We start from the raw sequence: 22,622 nt of genomic DNA, 5'->3' as shown, positions 1-22,622 counted from the left end.
TTCTAAGACTTCAGAGGCATAATGACGTGCAAGTAGTCGCTAGCGGCTGGATCGGCCAGCACACTTGGCTCCAGCTTGCCGTTGAAAGACATAGTCACATCTTCGCCAGAAAGTCCGTGCAAGGCATCCAGAATGTACCGAGAATTGAGCGTAATCACTCCAGCACCACTGACATCAGCAGAGGCACTGGCCGTGTTCTCGCCCAGCTGCGAGGCAACCGACCGAATGCTCACCAGTGACTTCTCATCATCCAAATTAATAGTGACGCTGCCGGCGCTCTCTCGGGCAAACAGGCTGGATACTTTGGTGATGTTGGTCAAATCAGCACGCTTCAACTTGGCGCTAGAAGCAAACTGGGCCGGAATAAGTTTGCGATAGTCTGGGTAGTTGCCCTCGATAAGCCGTGTTACCAGCTCGATGTCGCCGACCTTGAACAGAACCTGCTGTTCGTCGTGGGTTACATGCACGTCCTCGTCATATTCACCCAAAATGCGCAGCAAATCCTGGAGGGCGCTTGCAGGTATCAGCAGCTTGACGTCTTCCCTGGTATTCATAAGTCGTTTTTCGGCCAGCCGGTAGCTGTCTGTCGCCACCATAAACAAAGACCCCTCATGGCTATGCACATAGACGCCCGTCAGGACCGGGCGAGCCTCGTCACTGGAAGCAGCCCCGACCACCTGCTGCAGCCCAGCCTTTAGCACCTTGGCAGCAATAGTCCATGACTTGCCATCCGTAATGGCCGGCATGACAGGGAAGTCCTCGGCCGTAACACCATTTATGGTGGACTGGTACTTATCGGCACTTACTTTTAGTTTGTAATCATCCAGATGCAGGTCGATTACACCGCTTGGCAAACTACTTACAAAGTCTTGCATCAGCCGGGCAGGGACGGTTATGGCGCCGCCATCGGTGACCTTGGAGCCAATGTAATGAGTAATGGCGATATCGAGGTTGGTGGCTGCGATACTGAGCCTATTGTCTACTGTCTTTACTAATACGTTGGACAGTATGGGCAAGGTTCCTCGGCTACTAGCAACTCGGCTGACACTGCCAAGTGCTTTTGAAAGGTTTTCCTGGGTTACCTGAAGTTTCATTCCTTACTCCTTTATATACTTAGTAGTAGTCATAATAGACAGTGTGGATACTGCGTATAACTGGCTGTTTAACAGGGGTGAATTGTGAATAATATCTGTGGGAAAAGTCTGAGTACAAAAGTGGTACAAACCGTGCATAACAACCTGGTTTTCCCCCACGGGGGCGGTTAGGGTGCTTGGTGTGTGTACAGCTTTCAGAAACCATACCCAGGCATGTCCCAGACCCTGCACATGTTGTGCACAGCTTTTCCCACAAAAATTGGCAGTCGAGCAGGTAGTGTGCCAGAAGCTGGTGAGTGAATTACGCATACAAACGCTCCTTGATTTCGGTAATAGCTGTCTTGATATCGGCATCGTAAGTGACTTCTTTTTCGATCTTATCAACCGAATGAATGGCGGTGGTGTGATCCTTGCGGCCCAACTCGCGGGCAATTTTGGGAAAACTCAGGTGTAGCTCACTCCGCAGTATATACATGGCAACCTGGCGGGGTACCACTATATCTTTGTCTCGCTTTGGGCCCAGGATATCCTCAAGTGGAATCTGGAAGTACTTAGCAGTACGCTCGATAATTTGCTTGGCGCTAATGTGTTTTGGTCGTGTCTTGCCGCTACTGAGCAAACTGGTGGCTATCTGAACATCTGGTGCCAATCCGCGCATTTCGCAAAAGGCCAGCAACTGGTTCAATGCGCCCTCCAGTTCGCGGATGTTGGTCTGGATATGATTAGCCAAATACTCAACAACCGGGGGTGTAAGTACTGCACCGCTTTGGTCTGCCTTGATCTGGACAATGGCACAACGGGTTTCGAAGTCTGGTATTTGCATGTCAATACTCATACCCCATGCAAAGCGTGAGCGCAGTCGCTCTTCTAGGGTAGGAATATCTTTGGGCGGCTTGTCACTGCTGACAATGATCTGCTTGTTGGCCTGGTGCAGGGCATTAAAGGTATGGAAAAACTCGTCCTGTGTTTTCTCTTTGCCGGCGATGAACTGTACGTCGTCGATGATAAGTACATCGGCACTGCGATAATAGCCCGCAAAGTCGGTGTTCTTCTTGTAGCGTATAGCGTCCAGGAACTCTTGGACAAACTGTTCGGTTGACACATAGACGACGTGGGCATTGGGATTGTGGGCCAGCACGGCATTGCCAACTGCCTGAATAAGGTGCGTCTTGCCAATACCCACACCTCCATAGAGAAACAGCGGGTTGTACTTGGTGCCTGGGTTTTGGGCAATAGCCTGGCAGGCGGCGTAGGCTAGTTCGTTGCCAGAACCGACAATAAAGGTATCAAAGGTGTATTTCTCGCTCAGTCCCTGGCGGTAGCTATGGGCAACGGCGCTCGAGCGAGTGGGCTGACTAGCGCCCATGTCGGATTTTTCGCGGGGGCGCAAAATAATTGGCTCTTCCTCTGTTTTCTTGATAGTTCCAGAGTGAACCTTATACTCAATGCGAGCTGGCTCCAGGCCATTCTTTGCCAGCAGGTCGCGGACCAAGTCGTTGTAGCGTCGCTCTATTTGCGCCTGAGCAAAGACGTTATTAACACCTACCACAAGGATGTCGTCTTTGTAACGGATGATTCGGGTGGGCTTGAACCAGGTATTGAATACAGCAGGGGACACCATGAGTTCGATCTCACCCAAAACCGCTTGCCAAATACCCTCCTGCATACCCGTACCCTCTACACCTTTCGGACCGCTACTTTGTGGGTTCACTATACAGAAATATATCACTTTTCCACAAGCTATGCAGAAGCTACCAAGAGCTACAACTGTTCGTCCAAATATCAGAGAGGAGTTGTACACAGATATTTCTCACCTCTGTAATTTCTGTGGAAAATACTTGGAGAAACGGGGAAAACTTGTTAAAATTAGCGAATAAACATTGTTAAAATCACTAGATTTGCAGGTGAGTCAAGCAGATTCGCCCGCAATCTACGTATGGTAAGGCGGAGAAATTATGCCCAAACGAACCTATCAGCCCAAGAGCCGTAAGCGCGCAAGACGCCACGGATTTATGAAACGCATGACCAGTAAGGCAGGGAAGGCAGTGCTTGCACGCCGTCGCCTAAAGGGTCGAACGAAGATTTCTGCCTAAAAAACATAATCGCAACAAAAAAACCTAAAAGTCAAATTCTGGCAGAGAAGGGGCAGGGAGTAGCAGTCACATGATAGCCAGCTCACATAGATTCCATGGGTATGGGTCTTTACGCTATGTCTATCAGAATGGAAAAACGGTTCGTGGTCCCCTGTCGGCGCTTAAATTTGTGACCAACGATCGACGCAAGTCATACCGACTGGCGGTGGTAGTGAGTAAGAAGGTTAGCAAATCGGCGGTGGTGCGCAACCGAATCAGGCGGCGCTTGTATGAGGTTTTTCGCCAGCATGAGTCTGACATAAGCAGGCCCTACGATATGGTGCTGACGGTCTTTCATGAACAGCTAGCTACCCTGCCCTCCGAAGATATTCAGAAGCTAGTCCGGGCCCAGCTAAAGCAGGCCGGTATCATTTCTGAAAAATGATATCTGTTAACATGCTAGAATAAGTTGAATTAGTTAGGGAGAAATAATGTTTGAAGTCCTGATTGTAAAACCGCTCTTTAACCTACTGGTATTCATCTATGCCCTGCTGCCGGGACATAACTTTGGCCTCAGCATTATCATTTTTACCGTTTTGATCCGGTTCCTTATGTGGCCACTCATTAAGAAGCAGCTACACCACACAAAGGCTATGCGCTCATTGCAGCCCGAGATAAAGCGCATCAAGCAAGCGACTAAGGGCGACCGGCAAAAAGAATCCATGATGATCATGGAGCTTTATAAAGAGCGCGGCATTAGCCCCTTTGGGTCTATCGGTATCTTGGTCGTACAGCTGATCATCCTGCTTGGTCTGTATTCTGGTCTGCGCCGTGTAGTTGATAACCCGCAAGCAATCCTTGACCTGTCCTATGGATGGCTGCGAGAACTCAGCTGGATGAAAGAGCTCGGCAGTGATATTGGCCGGTTTGACGCTACCCTCTTTGGGGTCGTTGATCTGACCAAGGCTGCTTTGCCCAAGGGTGGCGGTATCTACTGGCCGGCTATGCTGCTGGTATTCGGCAGTGCCGTTTCCCAGTATTTCCAAAGCGCTCAAATTATGCCAGACGACAAAGAGGCTCGAGGCCTGCGCCGCATTTTGCGTGAAGCCAGCAGTGGCACCCAGGCCGACCAGTCCGAGGTCAACGCTGCTGTCGGTCGGATGACCCGCTATCTTATCCCTGTCATGATATTTGTGTTTACCGTAAACGTCCCCTCTGCCCTGGGCCTGTACTGGTTCATCAGCGGCGTAACTGCGTATTTGCAGCAGGCTCGTATTCTGGGCCAGGACGAGACTGAAATGGAAAACATGGCTGACAAGTCGAGCAAGACGGCAGTCATCGAAGGCGAAGTCATAGAGAAAAAGAAAAAAACAACTAAAAAAAAGAAAGCCTCCACAACTAAGAAAAAGAGGAGGTGATTCGTGGAAGACGCTATTCAGTATGCAAAGAAGTATCTAGAAGATATTCTGTCGTTCTTTGGGCTTAACACGGACGTGTATGCCACAACAGAAGATAACGAGGTCATAGAACTACATGTGCCGTCTACGCACCTGAACGGTTTCCTGATTGGCCAGCGCGGCGAGACTATGCGGGCACTGCAATTTCTTGTCAGCAATGCCCTGCGCAGCAAGAACTTTGAGAAAACCCGGGTTAACATAGACGTTGCTGATTACAAGAAGGCTCGAGCTGACCGTTTGGTTGGCCAGGCTGCCGACTGGGTCAAGAAAGTCAAGGAGACGGGCGAGGTGATGCACCTGCAGCCCATGAACGCTGCTGACCGTCGCACTATACACAAGATGGCTTCAGAAGAGGGGCTACAGACAGAATCAGAGGGCGAGGGGCGAGACCGCCACATTGTTCTGAAGCCGGCTCCTAGCGCTGCTTAGAGGACGGAGTTATAGAGGGCTAGGGTTTGTTCGGCCATGCGCTCCCAGGAGTATTTTTTGAGCTGGGCCTGACCCTTCGTGGTTAGTTCTTTACGGAGCTTTTTGTCATCTATGACCTGCCCTACCTTGGCGGCTATATCCTCTATGTTTTCTGGATCGAAATACAGTGCTGCCTCGCCATAGACTTCTGGCAGGCAGGTGGCATTGCTGCTTACGAGTGGGCAGCCATGGGCCATAGCCTCTAGACCAGGCAGCCCAAAGCCCTCGCTGAGAGCTGGCAGTACGTAGGCCTCGGCGTGTTCATAGAGCCACTTTAGCTCTGGGTCGGTAACAAAACCCGGAATGATAATGGAATCTCTGACTGGACTGGTGGCCAGCTGCTTTATAAATTCCTCAAAGTAATATTCTTTTTTGCCCGATAGCACTAGTTGCAGGTCGGGCTGTTTTTCTTTCATAAGTTCAAAGGCTTGCACTAATCGTTCCAGGTTTTTGTGCGGGAAGGGGATGCCGGTATGCATAATAAAGGGCTGATTTACTCCTTTAAGAGGCTGGGCTGCGGCCTTTAGTGGCGGCTCACTAGATTCGTAGGTAACGATGGTTTTCTTGGCGGCAAAAGGATGTAGTTGCGCAATATCGTTGGCTACAAACTTGCTGATAGCAATAATGCGGTTGGCTGCTTTGTGGCTGTACCAAAACAGAAACCGATACCCTGTCATGCGCGCCCAATGAAGCGGCAAGGGCGTTTTGCCAGCACGGGTATAGCGCAACATGGTGAGGTCATGGGTGGTGGTAATACGTTTGCCGAAATAAAAGATTGGTTCTAGCGGTGTCATACTAAAGTGCACCAGATCTGGGTTTAGTTTGCGTAAGTAGCGGCCATAGGTGATTTGTTCGAGGAGATTAAAAGTAAATCGCTTGTAGGGACAGACCTGTGCGGTAAAGTTGGGTGCGGTCGGCTGCCAGTTGTCGCCGGGCTCAAGAAGAACGGTGTAGGTGTTTTCGGTATCGATCTTTTGCAGGTGTTCCATCAGGCGGTCAACATAGCGACCCGTACTGCTGGGACGGATACGGGCGTCAATGACGATGTGCTTCATATGTCACTAGTTTACAATAGGGGCTATAAATATGAGACAAAACACCAAACCTTCGCTCGGTCGCACAGCACTCTGGATATTTTATGGATTGCTGGCCTACATGCCGCTGCATGTCTTCTTGAGCACTTGGCTGGGCACAAGTTTTGGGCTGCTCGAGGCTGCCCGGATTACCAAAGACATAGTAGTGGTGGCGGGGTTTGGGGCGGCAGTGTGCTGCAGCTGGCGCCAGCCGTGGTTTGGCCGTCTGCTGAAAGATAAATTGGTGTGGCTGGTTCTGGCCTATGTACTCCTGACTGTTGGTATGGCTCTGGTCAAGCCAACCGACCTAGACGCCGAGATATTAGGGGTCGTCTATAATTTGCGCTTTCTGATGTTCTTTCTGTATGCTGGGTTGCTGACGCGACTTTTTGACCCAAAGCATGTTCTGCGGCGGTCAGTGCAAATTGTGTTAGTGGCGGGGGCGGTTGTTGTTGCCTTTGGCATAATCCAGTACGTGGCCTTGCCAAATGACAGCCTCAAACACCTAGGGTACGAGCGCAAAAATGGCGTGCTACCTGTGTTCTTGATAGACGAAAAACCGGACCTAGAGCGAGTCATGTCGACTCTGCGGGATCCTAATTCGCTCGGTTCATACCTTATTATTATTGCTCCCCTGGCCGCCACGGCTTTGTTCCTGGCAAAAAAATCTAGGTACAAACTTCGCTATGCCGGTCTGCTTGCGGCTACTGTTGTCTGTACGTGGTTTACGTTCTCGCGGAGTGCATGGCTGGGACTGGCTCTGGCGCTTATGGGCTTTATTGCTCTGTCCGACCACGGTTTTAAGGAGCGGCTGCAGCGTCACCGTGCCGTGATTGTGATATATGCGGTGGCAGTAGTGGTGCTTATGATGGCTAGTCTGGTAGTGTTCCGAAACAGTTACTTTGTACAGAACGTCATCCTGCACTCGGACCAAAGTACGGTGCTGGAAGACCCTAACGAATTGCGGGTTCGCTTCTTTAAGGAATCAATCCAAGACATTGCTGACCATCCGTTGGGTAAGGGGCCAGGAACGGCTGGACTTACGTCTGTCCGCAATAATATTCAGGGGACTATATTGAACGAAAACTACTACCTGCAGATTGCCACCGAAGTAGGGGTGGCGGGACTGTTGCTGTTTGTGGCTATCCTGGCTCTGGTGGCCTGGCGACTGTGGCGACTGCATGTCGGAAACCCCGTAGTACAGGCACTGCTGGCCAGTTTTTTGGGCCTGGCACTCACTAACTTTTTGGTACATATTTGGTCTAACGAGGCTGTGGCCTACACCTGGTGGGGGTTGGCTGGATTAACAGGTAGTGTGGTCCGTAATAGTCACAACAAACGCGCCAGGGGCAAGTGATATACTCTAACAAAACCCTAAGAGGCAGAAAAGGAGCTAGGCTATGCCAAACCCAGAAACACAAGGCCCAATGGATCAACTCGAACACGCGTCATTTTTTACAGCCGAGGATACTGCCGGGGAACCTCAAGCACCCGAGACTACTCACTTTTCCGAACTACGAGTAGATGCTCGGCCTGAGTCTATTGACCTTGCACACCAAAAAGAACTAATGCGTGCCGCAGGAATTGTGATAGGAGTAAGTAACGGATGAAAAAAGCACTTATAACAGGTATCGCCGGACAAGATGGTGGGCACCTCGCTGCCCTGCTGAACGACAAAGGGTACGAAGTCTACGGGGTTATACGGGGTCAGCTAGAGGCAAGCCATCCTAGGTACCAGGCTGTTAAAGCCGAAATGCCGTATGTACAACTGGTCATGGCAGACCTCCTTGATCTGGCTGCGCTGACACGGGCCATGCAAGAGATTCAACCCGACGAAGTGTATAACCTGGCGGCCATTAGCCACGTGGGTTATTCGTTTCGCGACCCTATTTTGACGGCTGACGTAACCGGCAAGGGTGTCCTAAATATGTTGGAGGCTATTCGCCTTGCGGGCCTAGAGAAAAAGGCACGATTCTACCAAGCCTCGACCTCAGAAATGTTTGGTGGCCTGGACTATAACCGACCCGATAATGGCTATACCGAAGAAGCCAGCTTTCACCCACGCAGCCCTTACGGCGTGGCAAAATTATACGGACACTGGATTACCCGCAACTACCGCGAAAGTTACGGCATGCATGCCACCAGCGGTATTTTGTTTAACCATGAGGGCGACCGTCGTGGCCCTGAATTTGTGACTCGCAAGATCAGCAAGGCAGTCGCGCGGATTAAACTGGGCAAACAAGAAAATATAGAACTGGGTAACCTGGACGCGAAGCGCGACTGGGGCTATGCTGGCGACTATGTTGAGGGTATGTGGCGCATGTTGCAGCAGGACGAACCAGATGATTATGTGCTAGCTACGGGCGAAACTCACTCTATCCGTGAGTTTTGTGAACTAGCTTTCAAAGAGATTGGTGTCGATCTGAAGTGGGAAGGCAGCGGAGTGGATGAGAAGGGCGTGGATGCTTCGGGCCAGATATTGATCAAGATCAACGCTGATTTTTTTCGACCATCAGAGGTAGACCTGTTGTTGGGTGATCCCACCAAGGCAGAGACCAAGCTGGGCTGGAAGCGCAAAGTAGACTTCCCTGGCCTGGTCAAGCTGATGGTTGCTCATGATCTAGAACAAGAAAACAAAGGCTAGAGCGTGCCTGCATATTGACAGAGTGCATGCAGACATGCTACCATGCATGCATGTCAGTAAAACAGTATACCATTCGTAACATACCACCTCAAGTTGACAGCTACTTGCGCAAACGGGCACGGTTGAGTGGCAAGAGTCTCAATGAGGTAGTAATTGCGGAACTATCTGCAAACGCAGGGGTGGGCAAAAAAAGTATAGTTGATTCGCTTGATTGGTTCATTGGGAGCAATAGCATGGACGATGCTACCCTAAAAGCTATTGATAGTGCGGATAGGGACCAGAAAAATATTATGGCCCGCGAGATAAAAAGTGATCATTGATACGAGTGCCTATAGTGCGCTTCAGCAAGGAAATAGTGACGTCCAAAACACTTTTTCGGGGGCTGACGTTATTATTGTGCCCGTGATTGTCATTGGTGAACTACGCTATGGATTTGCGAATGGTGCCAGGCCTGACGAGAATGAAGCCGTTCTCCAGAGATTCTTGGCAACAGAAGGAGTTAGGCTGACTGACGTTACCCTGGATACCACCAAGGTTTACGCAGAGCTATATATGTATGCCCGGAAGAACGGCAAGGTATTGTCGTTTAATGATTTATGGATAGCGGCGCTCGCCAAGCAACTACATATGCCCCTGCTGACGCTTGATAAAGATTTTGAAGTTCTGAGGCCTCAGCTACCGGCTGGCTTACTATTGATCTAGGGAGGTTAATCCATCTATGGGCACCATGCTTCGCGTGACGCCCCGACTTCACTGGATTATACTTTGATAAAGATGTTTAGTTTGTTGCTCAGAAATTTTCGGTTGGCGTATGAGGCTAGTAGATTCTATGTCATCGCACTTGTGGCGGCCAACATTGTCTATGCAGCCATAGATTTGAGTGCGCTGTTAATTCTGGCCCGGCTGATTGATCTTTTTATAGCCTACACAAGCTCACGGTCACCGGCTATTGTTAATGAAGCATGGTGGTGGTTTGGCGCTTTAGTAGTGCGGTGGATTGCTGCAAACCTTTGCAACCAGTTCTTGGATTACTTGAATGATATACATAAGCCTCGAGTGCTGGACTACACCGATAACATGATAATTACCAAGCTTGATCGCTTGCCAACGGAAACTATTGAGAGCAGTGATTTTCAGAACTACATGACTAACATTCATACCTTTGGAAAGGTAAAGTTCGTGGAGAATCTTAACCTGGTGGGCCTGTTAGTTCAGTATTTGTCGCTTTTTATGTACGCGTTGGGCGCGTTGTTACTGAGCAGTCCCTACGTTGCACTGATTATCATAGTTGTTTCAATACCGGAAGTACGCTATAACCTAAAAATTATTCGCAAGATGCGGGAGCTCAATAAAGAGTTGGCGCTTGAACGTCGTCGAGGTAGTTACTATATCTCTGTTACCCAGGATATAGCGCAGTACTTTAATCTAAAATCTTATAATCTATTTCCTTTTTTTCTGAACAGGATCAAGAAGGCGCAGGAAACTATTATCAGTGGCAATCGGGGGATTCAGCGTTATCATAAGCCTCGCGCGATCGCTATCGGTACGGTTGCAAATCTCTTGGGTCAGTTTCTGCCAAAGGGCTACTATGTGTGGTCAACATTGAACGGCCGTATAAGTGTTGGTCAGTTTCAGCTGTACTATCGACTGATCGACGAGGCTTACAACAATAGTTATAGACTGTATATGTCGTATCTTCAGATCAGTGAAAATAATATTTATGTCAAAGATCTCTTTGCGTTGTTTGATATGTCGGAGCATCAGCCGGTTGAAGAGGCCACTATTGATCTGAGTAGTATAGAGCTAGAATTTAGAAATGTTTCTTTCACCTACCCTGAGTCTGATCGCCAAGTATTAACAGACGTCAGTTTTACGGTAAAACAAGGGGAAAAGTTGGCTATCGTCGGCCACAACGGAGCTGGCAAAACGACTATAACACGGCTGACTAACAAGTTTTATCAGCCGACCAAAGGTGTAATCTTGGTAAACGGCGTAGACCTAGGAACAATTGACGATACGGTGTGGCGAAGCACCATAAGTAACTTATCGCAGGACGTGCCGAGGTTTTACTTATCGGCCAAAGACAATGTGATCATCGGTGACCAAACTCGCCGATTTGACGAAAAGCGCTACAGGCAGAGTATAAAAGAAGCAAGAATCGCCAAAGATATCGAGAGGCTGCCCAAGAAAGATGAGAATGTTCTGGGCAAATACTTTCCTGGCGGCGTGAATCTTTCTGGCGGACAGTGGCAGAAGCTCAGCATTGCCCGCAGTTTTTACCGTCAAGCGTCGCTATTGATTCTGGATGAACCCACTTCTGCGGTGGATAGTAAAACGGAGCAAGAAATATTTGACGCTATCTTTGAGCGCAGTAATTCCCAGGCACAGATCATCATTTCGCATAAATTCTCTAACATCAAGAAGGCAGATCACATTGTTGTTATGGCTGATGGAAGGGTCCTGGAAGAGGGAGGCCACGCAAAACTGATACGCGACAAGGGTGAATATGCCACACTTTATGAGCAACAGTCAGCGGCATTTTCAGAGTAACTCTTACCTCTTGGAGGCCACGAAATCAGCAATGGTTTGTTCGAGTGGAATAGTTGGAGACCAGCCTGTTTCTTCTTGGAGGCGTTGGTTACTGCCGACCAGCTCAGCCGGATCGTTGTGGCGTGTGAGGCTTGAATCTACTTCTGTAACGACCTTTCCCTCTAGGTCCAGCTCTTTCGAGAGGAGGTTGAGGATATCAAGGCCCGTGTGGCTCTCGCCGCTACAGATATTATAGGTGTCATATTCTAGCGTTTCGGACACGGCGAGGTCGGCGTAGGCCCGCGCGATATCACGCACGTCAGTGTAGTCTCGCTTGGTCTTTAGGTTGCCGACCATGACCGTTTGCCCTGTGTCGGCAAAAACCTTGAGCTTGGCGTACAAGTCCGGTACGAGGAAGCCCTCGGCCTGGCCCGGTCCGATATGATTGAATGGCCGGACGACTACAACGGGCAGACCTTTTTTGCGCAAGGCAACGGCGGCCGTCTCCATGAGCAACTTGCTCTCGGCATAGGGAGAACCAGCCATGTCGGTCTTGCTGGCTTCGGTAAGTGGCATAGGCTGCTGGCTGACATAGACAGCGCCAGTGCTGACGGCGATCAGCCGCGGCTTGGTGCCCAGCTTGATAAGTCGATTGCCCAGTAGCTCCAGAACAGCAACATTCACCTTTTTGTAGTGCTCGGCATCTTTAAATGAATCGCCTTGGCGGGCAAGGCCAGCCAAGTTGATAACAGCGTCTACGCCTTCGAACGGCAGGGCGTCAACCTGGGTCTTGTCGCTCAAGTCGCAAGCCAAATAAGACTCGAGCAAGTCAGCAACTTCGGGGTGGGCAGCCTGGGCGTTGCCGAGACCCAAAACGGTGTGCCCGCGTCCGTGCAATTCACGCACCAAATGTTTGCCCACAAACCCACCAACGCCAGTTACGAGTATTTTCAACATGGCTCTAGCCTATCATGCCCGTCAACAATGAATGAAGTTGTTTGGCTGATTTGGCCCAGGAAAATTCTTGAGCTTGCTTGCGGCTTGCGGCTTGTAGGTTTTTGCGTATGGCCGGTTTGGTCAGAACATCTTGCAGGAATGTGGCTAAGGAGTCGGCGTCATTGGGCTCAAAGCTGAGTGTGGCGGTACCGGCAACCTCGTCTAGCGACGAACCGGTGGCAGAAAGCACCGGAGCGCCATAAGCCATGGCCTCTAGCAGGGTAAAACCAAAGCCCTCGTACTGAGAGGCAAAGATAAAGGCAGTGGTGTGGGCGTACAGGCTGGCTAGGTCGGTATCGCTGACATACCCGAGTGTTTGTATATGAGGGGAAAGGCGTAGTGGGTCGAGTGGGCGGTCGTGCCAACTACCGCCGACAATCAGGAGTGGGTAGGATTTTTGCAAGGCTGGGGGCAGCTGGGCGAAAGCTTTGGCAATGGTGTCGACATTTTTGCGTGGCTCGCTACCACCTATGGTGAATATAAAAGAAGGGGGTAGGTCGAACGAGGCCGGATGCGGCTTGCCGTCGAACAGTGGGTCGGCGGCCAGGTGAATGACATGTACTTTTTTAGGGTCGACGGCAAGTGTGCTGCACAGCTCTTGCTTGGAGTATTCAGATATAGACATAAAGGCGTCAGCGGTTTGGGCGGTTTGCTTGATCTCTTCCACTTGTCCAGGGCTGAGGTTTTTATATTCGTCAAACTTCAGCGGGATGAGATCCAGGTTGCTGGCGATCATCTGGGTAGCTACTCGTCGGTGTGGCAAACGCATGTTATGGAAGGAAAAGTACACATCTGCCTTGAAGCGTGACAGATACCATGGCAGCAGCGTCCGCCAGAGTTTGTTAACAACCCTTTTGGTGAAGCTACCGGGCAAGAAGTGCTTGGGTTGCAGTACCGTAAAGTTGGAAGCGGTTATGATGGGCTGGATGTATTGCTCTGACGAGCAGACGATGTAGTAGGTGTTGGTGGTGTCGATTTTTTGCAGCTCTCGCAAGAAGTTAGAGGCCATCCGGTCGGTGCCGGTGATGGACGGAGAGTACTGATAGGCATTAATAATGATTTTCATAAGATAGGATTCTGTCATTTAGCCTAGCACATCTGGGCGGACGTTTCTTGCTCGGCCTATCTCAAAGAGGTAGAATGTGTGAGAAGTGATACAACGTACAAAAGGCCGATACCGATATTCGGTGATACTCCTGAAGCAGCTCGTAAAGAGCGACTTCAAGCTTCGCTACCAAAACTCCTTCTTGGGGTATCTGTGGTCGCTTCTGAAGCCACTGTTTCTGTTTGCCATCATGTACGTGATTTTTGTCAAAATCCTGTCGGTGGACTTTGGTGTTCGTAACTCGGGTGCTTATCTGTTGTTTGGGTTGGTGGTGTGGTCTTTCTTTACTGAGCTGACTGGTGGGAGCGTGGGCGCTATCGTGGGCAAGGGCGACCTGCTGCGCAAGCTCAACTTCCCAAAGTACGTTATTGTCCTGGCCACCTCCTGTTCGGCTCTTATTAACTTCTTTCTGAACCTTATTGTGGTTGCCATCTTTGTGGCATTTACCGGGATTGATCTGTCATGGTCAGCCCTGTTGGCCCCGCTGGTATTTTTCGAGCTGTTTGTCCTCAGCCTGGGCCTTGGGTTCTTCCTGAGCGCTACATATGTCAAGCTTCGCGACATTGGGTATATATGGGATGTGGTTATGCAGGCCCTGTTTTACGGCACGCCCATATTCTTCCCTATTACCTTGGCACCACTGTGGGTGCAAAAGATGCTGATGATAAGTCCCCTAGCACAGACTATGCAGGACATGCGTTATTTGCTGATCTCTGACAAAACTACCACTATTGGTACCGTCTATGGCAATGAATGGATCCGGATAGTGCCGGTGTCTATCACCATAGCGGTGGCTGTCATAGCCGGACTATACTTCCGTAAACAGTCACGCTTCTTCGCGGAGGAAATTTAGACATGAACGACACAGCAATCAAAGTCACCGGCGTCCACAAGAACTTCAAGTTGCCACACCAAAAGGCTGGTTCTATCAAGTCTATGTTTACTAATGTCTTCTCGCTCGGTAATCATACATATGAGACGCAGCACGCCCTACGGGATATTAGCTTCGAGATTAAACAGGGTGAATTCTTTGGTATCGTGGGCCGCAACGGCAGCGGCAAGAGTACGTTGCTGAAAATCCTAGCTGGTATTTATCAGCCTACCAAGGGTGATGTCCAGGTGAACGGCCGTGTAGTGCCCTTTATCGAGCTGGGCGTTGGTTTTAATGGTGAGCTGACCGGCCGCGAAAACTTGTTTCTGAATGGTGCGCTGTTGGGCTTTAGCCAAAAAGAAGTAGAAGCACGCTACGACGATATTGTGGCTTTTGCCGAACTAGAACGTTTTATGGATCAAAAACTCAAAAACTATTCGTCGGGCATGCAGGTGCGACTGGCATTCTCTGTTGCGACTCGCCTGGCAGAGTCAGATATTTTGCTGATCGACGAAGTTTTGGCAGTGGGCGACGCCAACTTCCAACGTAAATGCTTTAACTATTTCCGCGACCTCAAGAAGCAGAAGAAGACAGTTATCTTTGTCAGCCACGATATGAATGCAGTACGGGAATATTGTGACCGCGCTATTTTAATAGAACAGAGCAAGATGATCACCCAGGGTGTTTCTGAAAAGGTGGCATCTGCCTATACGCGTATGTTCACCGAGGAGCTGCACGCCAGTGACTCAGATAGCAGCGACACGAAGTGGGGCGACAAAGCTATCACCTACCAAAAAGTAAAAATCGCAGAAACGGTTCTGAGTGATCAAAAACACCTAGAGGTGCAGGCGGTAGCGCGGGCCAACCAGGACATAGAAGATCCTATCTTTGGTTTCTCGGTAACGAACTCAGCAGGTACGACCATCTTAGGTACCAACACCAAGATAAAACGACAAAAGCTGGGTACAATCAAAAAAGGTCAGACCGTAACCCTCGACTGGAAAATACCTAACCTCTTTACTGACGGTACCTACTACGTCAACGTAGCCGCAGTGCATGCCGATGGTGTCGAGGTCTGCGAGTGGTGGGATGGCGCCAAAACCTTTAAGGTGGTCAACGAAGAGTCAACACCCTACGTGGTGGGTCCGCGCATCCAGGTGAAGGTCGAAAAGGAAGGGTCTTAGAAAAGACATGGCCGACAACAAACCGACGTCATTCATCAGCTTTGGGCAGAATGGCGAAGACATTATTTTGTATAGCTTGCTGGACGATATAAAAAAAGGCTTTTATGTAGACGTAGGGGCCAACCACCCAGCCAAAGACTCAGTAACCAAGCATTTTTATCGTCTGGGCTGGCGGGGCATGAATATAGAACCCTCTCCTTTACTGCACGGACTGTTGGCTGCTGATCGGCCACGTGACATCAACCTAATGGTGGGTGTTTCTGATAAAGCCGCAGAATTAGTCTTTCGCGACTATGAGCGAGGTGATGGCCTGTCCACCTTCTCAGCTGACATGCAGCAGCAGTACGAAAAGAGTAACTACTACTTCACCCGCATCTACAAAGACTATAAGGTGCCCGTCCAAACACTCGAGCATATATTTAAAGAACACAAAGTACCGACCATTGATTTCTTAAAAGTAGATATAGAAGGGTATGAATACGAGGCACTGATCAGCAATGACTGGCACAAGTATCGACCACGGGTGGTATGTATAGAAGCCAATCACGTTTTTAAAGATTGGCACCCTATCCTTAAAAAAGCCAACTACACCAAGGTATTTTTTGATGGGTTGAATGAATACTTTGTACGCAACGAAGACGAAAAGCGTATCCAGAAATATTCGTATCCAGACAAGGTGCTACTAGGGCCGCGCTTTGTGGCATGGGACGAGTATATTCGCCTGAACGATCTGGACCGCGAAAAGCGTCTACTGGCTCTTCAGCTAAAGCGCGCCAAGCAAAAGATAGATGAGCTTGGGGCTATCAAGCCGGCACGCAAGCCACAGGCTATCGATGCGCGCACGCACGTGAGGGGTTTGGTAAAAAGGGTCGACGCCCGAATAGAACACAAGCTATCTACTGCTGTGCCAACTACGGTTAGGTCAGCAGAAACGTATGGGCTTGATACGGCAGTGGGAGTTGCGCAGCTACAACAAGATATGCAGGCTGGCCTGCAAAAGCAATTCAGGCACGGCAAGCAAGCCGCTGCTCGGCAGTACGGCCGGGTCAAGCGCGGCATGGCTTATGCAAAAAGGAAGATACGATGAGTGACAAAGTACTGTTGGTAGATGCCCAGCTGCTGCAGACGGCTGCCTGGGAGCGCGGCATGGGTGCTTACTGTCTGGCGCTGCTGAAAGACTATGCCACCCGCAATGATGCACTTCCTATTACATTTATTTGTAACAAAAACCTTGAGCTGACTGACGCCAAGCGCCATACCTTCAAGAAATACTTTCCGCAGTCGGACATTGTTATGCTGGACTTGCCTACGCTAGACGGTAACGTTGCTCGTGGTAAACATAAGGCAACGACTCGGCTGGACGAATATATTCGGATCAATCACAAAGGGCAGTCTGTACATTTCCTGATTTTGGGGCTGTTTATGTTCCATTATTGTGCTAGCTTTCCGACACAAGTGGCGGCCAAACTACTCATTTTTTATGATCTTATTCCACTGATACGGTGGCGGGATTTTTCGGCACTGTTCTCGGCCAATCTGTATTTTTCACATTTCTCAGGCATATTTGAGGCCGATGTTATCTATGCTATTTCCGAGACTACAAAGCGTCAACTAGAAAATGAGCTGTCTATCGCTCCTGGAAAAATCGTGAACTTGAATGGGGCAACTATAGAGCGAGAATCCAGGGAGTTGGTCAAGAAACCAGACCTGCCCAAGCCTTACATTCTTATGATTAGTGCTGACTACCCGCACAAAAATAACGAAAATGCCGTCAAAGCCTTTGCGCAGTTCAACCGTGAGTTTGGAGACGACTTTACGCTGGTTGTCACATCTACTTTTTCTGACGACAGCCAGGAACTACTACGGACTTATACCGAAAACATTGTGTTTACGGGCAATATAACCGAACAAGTGCTGGACTATTATTACCGGGGTAGTGCGGCCATTATGCTAGTGTCCTACATAGAGGGCTTGGGTCTGCCTCTGCTTGAGGGAGTTATGTATGACAAGCCGGTCATATGTTCGACAATCGATGTATTTGAAGAACTTTCCAAAAAAGCTTTTTACTTTGCCAATCCTGATTCGGCAGAGTCAATCACCAAGGCGTTGGTAGATGGTGTGGCAAAACTGAACTGGGCCGACAAACAGGCCGAGTACAAGCGTATCGAGAGTACCTATACCTGGCGGGCCAGTGCCGAGCGCTTAGCAGACAGCTTGCAGCATTTGCCTCACCAGCAGCCAGCAAAAAAGCCAAAGAAGGGTGCTTATAACTTTGTACTGCCGCACCCGGCGACAAGCAGCGGCAACTTGGGTGCAGTCGTGCAGTCGCTGGTATGGGGGCTGAGCACCAAGGCGGATATTCACTACTGGGTGAGTGAGGACGTGTACGTAGACAGCAGCCAGAAGGCATACTTCATGGATCGCATGGCCTGGGTTGGGAACGTAAAGCATCTGTCGCCTGCAGGGCTCCGTAGTAGAAAAAACGTATATTTTATTGATGAGACCGGTGCTAGTGTAGAGGTGGTCCGCCGAGCTGTGGCGGTTCCGGGTATTTGTTTTGTTATGCCCAAGTCTGCCGGTTTGCTGAGCGAGCTGGTACATGCCGGATATATCGGTGAGGCAGACAAAAAGAGCCTGAGGGCCAAACACAAGGTAGAAGCCATGTCGGCTTTGTTGGAACAAGCTGGCAATGTTGTGCACCGGGCTGACTTTTTGGACACTCAGCGCAATAACCAAAGCATCATTGAAGATATAATCACAAAGATTTAAGGAATACATGGTCAAGAAAAAAATTCTCATCATTGGGGTATATCCGATCAAGCGGCCGCAGCACGGCGGGCAAAAGCGACTGGCTGCTATCGTCAAGCTGTACAAGCAGATCTTTTCAGAGGTCAGGTTTGTAGCTATTTTCCCACCGGATTACTACCAGGTGTATGATCGCAGCGACATTGCCGTAAAGGGTATTACCCGCAAAAAGACCACAGACTCGCCTTACACTGGTGACATCATTTGTGGTTTGGCTATCCATGACGATCCCAGGGTGCGTAAGCGCATGGAGAAGTTGCTAACAACCTTTAAGCCGGATATTATCCAGTGCGAGCAAGTCTTTCCCTACTTTGGCCTGAAACCGCTTCTAGAGGAACTGGATATGCACCCTAAGATTGTGCAAAGTTCACAGAACATTGAATATATTCAGAAGCTGGAGATCCTGAGCAACGCCGGCTATGCCGACGAGGCAAAAGAGGCGAGCGAGTTGATAAAAAAGTGGGAATCAGACATGTCTACCCATGCCGACCTGTCGGTAGCAGTCAGTCCTGAAGATGCCGCAGAGTTGGCGGAGCTGGGTGCAAAACATCCAGTTGTTGCCCCGAACGGTATTGCTAAGCATCACGCCAGTCAGGCGGCTCGTGACCGCTGGACGCAGTTCCGTGAGCAAGAGCGGGTTACCAAGATCGCAACTTTTGTAGGTAGCGCTCACCCACCAAACTGGTTTGGCTTTTTGGCAACCATTGGCGATCGTGTAGGCTTTATGCCGTCAGACGCCCGAATTATGCTGGCGGGCAGTATCTCTGATTATTTCCACGACACGTTTGTGGAGAAGAAGCTGCAGCCAGAATATGTTACTTTCTGGAACCGCGTACATGCAGCAGGGCGAATGAGTGACGACGCCTTATATGGCCTCATAGATAGCAGCGACGTTATTCTGCTGCCGATTACCGAAGGCGGTGGGTCAAATCTAAAAACCGCCGAAGCTATCCTGTCCGGCAAAAAGATTGTGGCTACCAGTTATGCCTTTCGGTCGTTTGAAGACTATATGGATCTGCCCAATGTCTATGTGGCCGACACGCCCGAGGCTTTTCGCGAAACACTGTTAAAAGCCTTTGATGCACCATTCAAAAAAAGGACCAAAGAGCAGGAGGCTCTAGCCGAAAAAGTGCAGTGGGAATACTGCCTGCAGCCAATGGTGGAAGGGGTCAAAGCACTATGAGCGCCAAAAAAGTATGGATTGATATCAGTGACATTAGTGTTTGGGCTGGCTACCATACCGGCACTCAGCGTGTGGTCTATCAGATTGCCAAACGGTATCGGGGCCAGCCAAACGTTGACTACTTTGTGTTTAATCCACGCAGCAATACCTTTCACCAGCATTCATTTGATGAAGTGATCCAACGCGTCGAGGCTGCCGCGCAAGAAGCCGAAGCAGGTGCACCACCCCCCAAGCCGTCCAAGTCTATTCGGGCTCGTGTTATGGTAGCTCGCGTGTACCAGAATTCTCCAGAAGCGGTGCGCAAGCGGCTGACACCCGAACGACGAACTCTTATAAAGCGCGTGCTAAAAAAAGCCAAGCGCACCATGCGGCCACCGCAGCCCGCAGTGGCGACCCCTACTACTCCGGCTATGCGATTTGGTGCTGATGACATAGTGCTGATAACGGGCAAGGCGTGGGACTATCGGTCATTTATGGAAGCGCTGCGCAAGGACAAGCTGGATCAGCACTTCAAAATTATCCAGGTAGTGTACGATCTTATACCGATCTTTTTCCCGCACCTGTTTGGCCTGCCGCTGTTCAAACCCTATACCCAACACATGTTTGAGGTGGGTGCTTTGTCTGATGGCTTGCTGGCTATTTCTGAGTCGTCCAAGCGGGATATGCTGAATTATTGCAAAGGCATGCTGATTCCGCCGCCCCCCATCGATGTCATTAGACTGGGTGATGATTTTGCCAAAGTAGAGCCGGTAAAGCCGGGGATAAAATCACTCAAGCCGGGCAACTTTATACTGTGCTGTGGCACGGTCGAGGTACGCAAGAATCACCAGCTACTGTATACCGCCTACAAAGAAGGCTTTCGGCGTGGCCTCAAACTGCCCAAACTGGTAGTGGTAGGGGGTAAGGGGTGGTACACGGGCGATGTCATGTACCAGTTTACGCATGACCCAGCGTTTCGTGACATGGTGTATATTGGCGGCCGCAGTGACCAAGAGCTAGAGTGGCTGTATCAAAATTGTCTGTTGACGGTTTATCCGTCTGTGTATGAGGGCTGGGGGCTGCCTATTGCCGAGTCATTGGCTCATGGCAAATTGTGCTTGGCGTCTGACACTTCGTCTATGACCGAGATTGCCGGAGACCTCATAGAGTACTTCTCGCCCTATGACACGGTTGGTTGTTTGGAGCTGCTACAGAAATACATGGACAAGCCCACGCTGGCAAAGAAAGAGGCGCAGATACAAAAGACCTACCAGCCCGTTGCATGGGACCACACCTTTACTCAAGTAAAAAAGTTTGTAGATAAGATGTAAGCAATAAACCAGTGAAAACAAAAATAAAACACTCACTAAAAAAATACGGAATTCATATCTTTGCTCTGGTTGTTGCGGTGGGCATTGGTGGCTTCATGGCAGCACGTCTGGGCCAGGATATTAACTTTGACTTGCAGAATTACCACTACGCTAACCCACATATATTCCTAAACGACCGTATAGAGCACGACATAGCCATTGGCGAACTGGAGAGCTATGCCAACCCGCTGCCTGATATTCCGGGCTATCTGCTGATCAGCCATGTTCGTCCGCGGATAGCAGCAACCGGCTTGGGCATGATCCAGGGTCTGAACATCTTCCTAATCTTTGAGATTGTGCTGCTCTTGTTGCCGCGGAAGAGGATCTGGAGCTGGCAGCGCTGGGCGGTTGCCTTGTTCGTCGGTATTTTGTCGTTCTTTGGGGCAGGCAATATATCAGAAGTCGGCAATACTATGGGCGATAATTTGGCCAGTCTATTTGTGCTGGGCGGCCTGCTGCTGTTGCTCTTTAGCTTTTCTAGGCCAAAAGTCTGGCCGTCGCAGAGGCTAGTTCGTTTGGCGGCGTACTTTGTTATTGGCGCTGGTGTTGGGTTGAAGCTGACCGGGGTTATCTATGCTTTGGCACTCCTGGCGGCGGGGCTATTGGTAGAGGGCAGCTGGGTCAAAAAAATCAAAGAAGGCTTCTTTCATGGATTGGCCATAGGCATTGGCACGCTGCTGACGGGTGGCTTCTGGTATCTCAAGCTATGGCAGTTATTTAAGAGTCCTATCTTCCCTTTTTATAATGCTGTTTTTCAGTCGCCCTATTATCCGGCCAAGAATTTTGAAGACGTGCGTTGGATACCAAAGTCTTTGCTGCACGCAGTCTTTGCGCCGTTCTACTATGCATCCAAGCAGGCACTATCTTCGGAAATACCATTTAAAGATCCGCGGCTGGCCGTAGCCTACACTGCGCTGGTTGTGCTGGTCGGATATTTCGTGGTGCGCAAGTGGGTGCTGAAGGAAAAGACATCGCTGCCAAGATGGTCCAAACCGCACACCGCTTTTTGGATTTTTGTGGTGGTGTCATTTGTGATCTGGACGGCCAAGTTCTCGTACTATCGTTACCTCATGCCACTCGAACTACTAGCGCTCGTAGCTATAACTACCGCTGTGTACACCCTGGTACCTCGATTTACCTACGCTACCGCAGCGGTCGTCGTGGTGGCCGTGACTATTACCCGGCTGACGGTGCCCATAGACTGGGGGCGGGTCTCGTGGCGGCCGACATACTTTGGTGTGAGTAAGGCCACTTTTGCGCACCTAGAAAATGCCGCCGTGCTGATACCGGGCTTTGCGCCATTTGGATTTACGGTGCCGTATTTTCCAGAAAGTAGCCAAGCCATTCGCATAGAAAGTGACCTGAGCTCGCCCGCCATGGGCACTCCAGCCATGCAGAACAAATTACGTCAGGCCGTAGAGCAAAAGAAAAGGCAGAACGCGCCGTTCTATGCCCTCAAGGCCGATGAAGAGGCGGTGGCTACCGAGAACACCCTGAATCACTTTGGCTTCAAGACACGGTCATGCCAGGAGCTGCCTGTCTATACACGCGAAACGATCCCGCTCAAGTTCCGGCTGTGCGAACTCGAACGACTAAACCAGTAAGTTCTACAAAAACATTCCCATAATCTAAGCCTGGCTATATACTTACGACTATTAAGGATATTTGGGGGCTTCCATGCGGCATTTACTGGCGGTGTTCTGTAAAGCAAACTCTATCGTGTCATAGATTTGCTGGGTGTTCATATAACTACTAGGAGGTGGGTGTTGCGCTAATCCTTCTGCTACACTAC

22 protein-coding genes are annotated in these 22,622 nt (G+C 49.9%); 17 read left to right on the top strand and 5 right to left on the bottom strand.

The genetic code is table 11. The annotated features are described in order from the left end of the window. Positions 1–2: 2 nt before the first annotated feature. A complete protein-coding gene (gene dnaN, locus VK694_02795) occupies positions 3–1,094 on the bottom strand; it encodes a DNA polymerase III subunit beta (protein HTE57646.1) in 1,092 nt (363 codons plus the stop codon). Positions 1,095–1,395: 301 nt separating this feature from the next. Continuing rightward, positions 1,396–2,760 carry a chromosomal replication initiator protein DnaA gene (dnaA, locus tag VK694_02790; GenBank protein HTE57645.1) on the bottom strand — a complete coding sequence of 455 codons (1,365 nt, stop codon included), beginning with the start codon at positions 2,758–2,760 and terminating at the stop codon, positions 1,396–1,398. 289 nt (positions 2,761–3,049) lie between these two features. Here dnaA and rpmH point away from each other — a divergent pair, with 289 nt between their 5' ends. The 4 genes from rpmH to VK694_02770 all read left to right on the top strand — a co-directional run bounded on the left by rpmH (position 3,050) and on the right by VK694_02770 (position 5,052). Further along, complete coding sequence (rpmH, locus tag VK694_02785) at positions 3,050–3,187, top strand: 50S ribosomal protein L34 (GenBank protein ID HTE57644.1); 138 nt, start codon at positions 3,050–3,052, stop codon at positions 3,185–3,187. A 70-nt stretch (positions 3,188–3,257) separates the two neighbouring features. Continuing rightward, entirely contained in the window at positions 3,258–3,611 is a 354-nt protein-coding gene (gene rnpA, locus VK694_02780; GenBank protein HTE57643.1) for a ribonuclease P protein component, read from the top strand. Between the two features lie 46 nt (positions 3,612–3,657). Beyond that, a complete protein-coding gene (locus VK694_02775) occupies positions 3,658–4,584 on the top strand; it encodes a YidC/Oxa1 family membrane protein insertase (protein ID HTE57642.1) in 927 nt (308 codons plus the stop codon). A gap of 3 nt (positions 4,585–4,587) precedes the next feature. Then, positions 4,588–5,052 (top strand): R3H domain-containing nucleic acid-binding protein, encoded by a 465-nt coding sequence (locus tag VK694_02770; protein HTE57641.1) that lies wholly within the window; start codon positions 4,588–4,590, stop codon positions 5,050–5,052. Here the strand turns inward: VK694_02770 and VK694_02765 are convergent. Further along, a complete protein-coding gene (locus VK694_02765; protein HTE57640.1) occupies positions 5,049–6,146 on the bottom strand; it encodes a glycosyltransferase family 1 protein in 1,098 nt (365 codons plus the stop codon). The two genes, VK694_02770 and VK694_02765, sit on opposite strands and share 4 nt — an antisense overlap. Before the next feature lie 31 nt (positions 6,147–6,177). On the opposite strand from VK694_02765, the gene VK694_02760 reads away from it, so the two are divergent. The 6 genes from VK694_02760 (at position 6,178) to VK694_02735 (ending at position 11,358) form a co-directional block, all read left to right on the top strand. Next, positions 6,178–7,521, top strand: coding sequence for an O-antigen ligase family protein (locus VK694_02760; protein HTE57639.1), 1,344 nt, complete (start codon positions 6,178–6,180; stop codon positions 7,519–7,521). 70 nt (positions 7,522–7,591) lie between these two features. Next, positions 7,592–7,774 carry a hypothetical protein gene (locus tag VK694_02755; GenBank protein ID HTE57638.1) on the top strand — a complete coding sequence of 61 codons (183 nt, stop codon included), beginning with the start codon at positions 7,592–7,594 and terminating at the stop codon, positions 7,772–7,774. Continuing rightward, positions 7,771–8,808: a GDP-mannose 4,6-dehydratase gene (gene gmd / locus VK694_02750; GenBank protein HTE57637.1), complete on the top strand. Its 1,038-nt coding sequence runs from the start codon at positions 7,771–7,773 to the stop codon at positions 8,806–8,808. The genes VK694_02755 and gmd overlap by 4 nt, the downstream gene beginning before the upstream one ends. A gap of 50 nt (positions 8,809–8,858) precedes the next feature. Next, positions 8,859–9,128: a hypothetical protein gene (locus VK694_02745; protein ID HTE57636.1), complete on the top strand. Its 270-nt coding sequence runs from the start codon at positions 8,859–8,861 to the stop codon at positions 9,126–9,128. Next, entirely contained in the window at positions 9,118–9,510 is a 393-nt protein-coding gene (locus VK694_02740) for a PIN domain-containing protein (protein ID HTE57635.1), read from the top strand. The genes VK694_02745 and VK694_02740 overlap by 11 nt, the downstream gene beginning before the upstream one ends. Positions 9,511–9,582: 72 nt before the next feature. Beyond that, positions 9,583–11,358: an ABC transporter ATP-binding protein gene (locus VK694_02735; GenBank protein HTE57634.1), complete on the top strand. Its 1,776-nt coding sequence runs from the start codon at positions 9,583–9,585 to the stop codon at positions 11,356–11,358. Positions 11,359–11,361: 3 nt separating this feature from the next. Here the strand turns inward: VK694_02735 and VK694_02730 are convergent, their stop codons facing one another. Both VK694_02730 and VK694_02725 read right to left on the bottom strand, forming a co-directional pair. Then, positions 11,362–12,294, bottom strand: coding sequence for an NAD-dependent epimerase/dehydratase family protein (locus VK694_02730; protein HTE57633.1), 933 nt, complete (start codon positions 12,292–12,294; stop codon positions 11,362–11,364). 4 nt (positions 12,295–12,298) lie between these two features. Next, entirely contained in the window at positions 12,299–13,399 is a 1,101-nt protein-coding gene (locus VK694_02725) for a glycosyltransferase family 1 protein (GenBank protein HTE57632.1), read from the bottom strand. A gap of 85 nt (positions 13,400–13,484) precedes the next feature. On the opposite strand from VK694_02725, the gene VK694_02720 reads away from it, so the two are divergent. From VK694_02720 to VK694_02690, 7 genes are read left to right on the top strand one after another with little or no spacing between them, the layout of a single operon-like run. After that, positions 13,485–14,291, top strand: a complete 807-nt coding sequence (locus VK694_02720) for an ABC transporter permease (protein ID HTE57631.1) — start codon at positions 13,485–13,487, stop codon at positions 14,289–14,291. 2 nt (positions 14,292–14,293) lie between these two features. Further along, a complete protein-coding gene (locus VK694_02715; GenBank protein HTE57630.1) occupies positions 14,294–15,493 on the top strand; it encodes an ABC transporter ATP-binding protein in 1,200 nt (399 codons plus the stop codon). 7 nt (positions 15,494–15,500) lie between these two features. After that, positions 15,501–16,580: an FkbM family methyltransferase gene (locus VK694_02710; GenBank protein ID HTE57629.1), complete on the top strand. Its 1,080-nt coding sequence runs from the start codon at positions 15,501–15,503 to the stop codon at positions 16,578–16,580. Continuing rightward, positions 16,577–18,262, top strand: coding sequence for a glycosyltransferase (locus tag VK694_02705; GenBank protein HTE57628.1), 1,686 nt, complete (start codon positions 16,577–16,579; stop codon positions 18,260–18,262). Before VK694_02710 ends, VK694_02705 begins: the two co-directional genes overlap by 4 nt. Positions 18,263–18,269: 7 nt before the next feature. Next, on the top strand, positions 18,270–19,481 hold the full coding sequence (locus VK694_02700; GenBank protein ID HTE57627.1) for a glycosyltransferase: 1,212 nt from the start codon (positions 18,270–18,272) through the stop codon (positions 19,479–19,481). After that, positions 19,478–20,791 (top strand): glycosyltransferase family 1 protein, encoded by a 1,314-nt coding sequence (locus VK694_02695; GenBank protein HTE57626.1) that lies wholly within the window; start codon positions 19,478–19,480, stop codon positions 20,789–20,791. Before VK694_02700 ends, VK694_02695 begins: the two co-directional genes overlap by 4 nt. Positions 20,792–20,802: 11 nt before the next feature. Beyond that, the gene (locus tag VK694_02690; GenBank protein ID HTE57625.1) at positions 20,803–22,434 is read left to right on the top strand and encodes a hypothetical protein; all 1,632 of its coding nucleotides are present in this window, start codon (positions 20,803–20,805) and stop codon (positions 22,432–22,434) included. Positions 22,435–22,622: the final 188 nt, after the last annotated feature.

This window comes from Verrucomicrobiia bacterium (assembly GCA_035489575.1).
In the GTDB taxonomy this organism is placed as follows: Bacteria; Patescibacteriota; Saccharimonadia; order Saccharimonadales; family JAGQNK01; genus DATHJY01.
The sequence above is the reverse complement of the archived record's forward strand: the minus strand, read 5'-3'. Positions and strand labels throughout refer to the sequence as shown.

What these genes read in the sequence shown, in the direction of transcription:
- dnaN (HTE57646.1), bottom strand. Translation starts at nt 1,094, where the DNA reads ATGAAACTTCAGGTAACCCAGGAAAACCTTTCAAAAGCACTTGGCAGT.
- dnaA (HTE57645.1), bottom strand. Translation starts at nt 2,760, where the DNA reads ATGCAGGAGGGTATTTGGCAAGCGGTTTTGGGTGAGATCGAACTCATG.
- rpmH (HTE57644.1), top strand. Translation starts at nt 3,050, where the DNA reads ATGCCCAAACGAACCTATCAGCCCAAGAGCCGTAAGCGCGCAAGACGC.
- rnpA (HTE57643.1), top strand. Translation starts at nt 3,258, where the DNA reads ATGATAGCCAGCTCACATAGATTCCATGGGTATGGGTCTTTACGCTAT.
- VK694_02775 (HTE57642.1), top strand. Translation starts at nt 3,658, where the DNA reads ATGTTTGAAGTCCTGATTGTAAAACCGCTCTTTAACCTACTGGTATTC.
- VK694_02765 (HTE57640.1), bottom strand. Translation starts at nt 6,146, where the DNA reads ATGAAGCACATCGTCATTGACGCCCGTATCCGTCCCAGCAGTACGGGT.
- VK694_02760 (HTE57639.1), top strand. Translation starts at nt 6,178, where the DNA reads ATGAGACAAAACACCAAACCTTCGCTCGGTCGCACAGCACTCTGGATA.
- VK694_02755 (HTE57638.1), top strand. Translation starts at nt 7,592, where the DNA reads ATGGATCAACTCGAACACGCGTCATTTTTTACAGCCGAGGATACTGCC.
- gmd (HTE57637.1), top strand. Translation starts at nt 7,771, where the DNA reads ATGAAAAAAGCACTTATAACAGGTATCGCCGGACAAGATGGTGGGCAC.
- VK694_02745 (HTE57636.1), top strand. Translation starts at nt 8,859, where the DNA reads ATGTCAGTAAAACAGTATACCATTCGTAACATACCACCTCAAGTTGAC.
- VK694_02735 (HTE57634.1), top strand. Translation starts at nt 9,583, where the DNA reads ATGTTTAGTTTGTTGCTCAGAAATTTTCGGTTGGCGTATGAGGCTAGT.
- VK694_02730 (HTE57633.1), bottom strand. Translation starts at nt 12,294, where the DNA reads ATGTTGAAAATACTCGTAACTGGCGTTGGTGGGTTTGTGGGCAAACAT.
- VK694_02725 (HTE57632.1), bottom strand. Translation starts at nt 13,399, where the DNA reads ATGAAAATCATTATTAATGCCTATCAGTACTCTCCGTCCATCACCGGC.
- VK694_02715 (HTE57630.1), top strand. Translation starts at nt 14,294, where the DNA reads ATGAACGACACAGCAATCAAAGTCACCGGCGTCCACAAGAACTTCAAG.
- VK694_02710 (HTE57629.1), top strand. Translation starts at nt 15,501, where the DNA reads ATGGCCGACAACAAACCGACGTCATTCATCAGCTTTGGGCAGAATGGC.
- VK694_02705 (HTE57628.1), top strand. Translation starts at nt 16,577, where the DNA reads ATGAGTGACAAAGTACTGTTGGTAGATGCCCAGCTGCTGCAGACGGCT.
- VK694_02700 (HTE57627.1), top strand. Translation starts at nt 18,270, where the DNA reads ATGGTCAAGAAAAAAATTCTCATCATTGGGGTATATCCGATCAAGCGG.
- VK694_02695 (HTE57626.1), top strand. Translation starts at nt 19,478, where the DNA reads ATGAGCGCCAAAAAAGTATGGATTGATATCAGTGACATTAGTGTTTGG.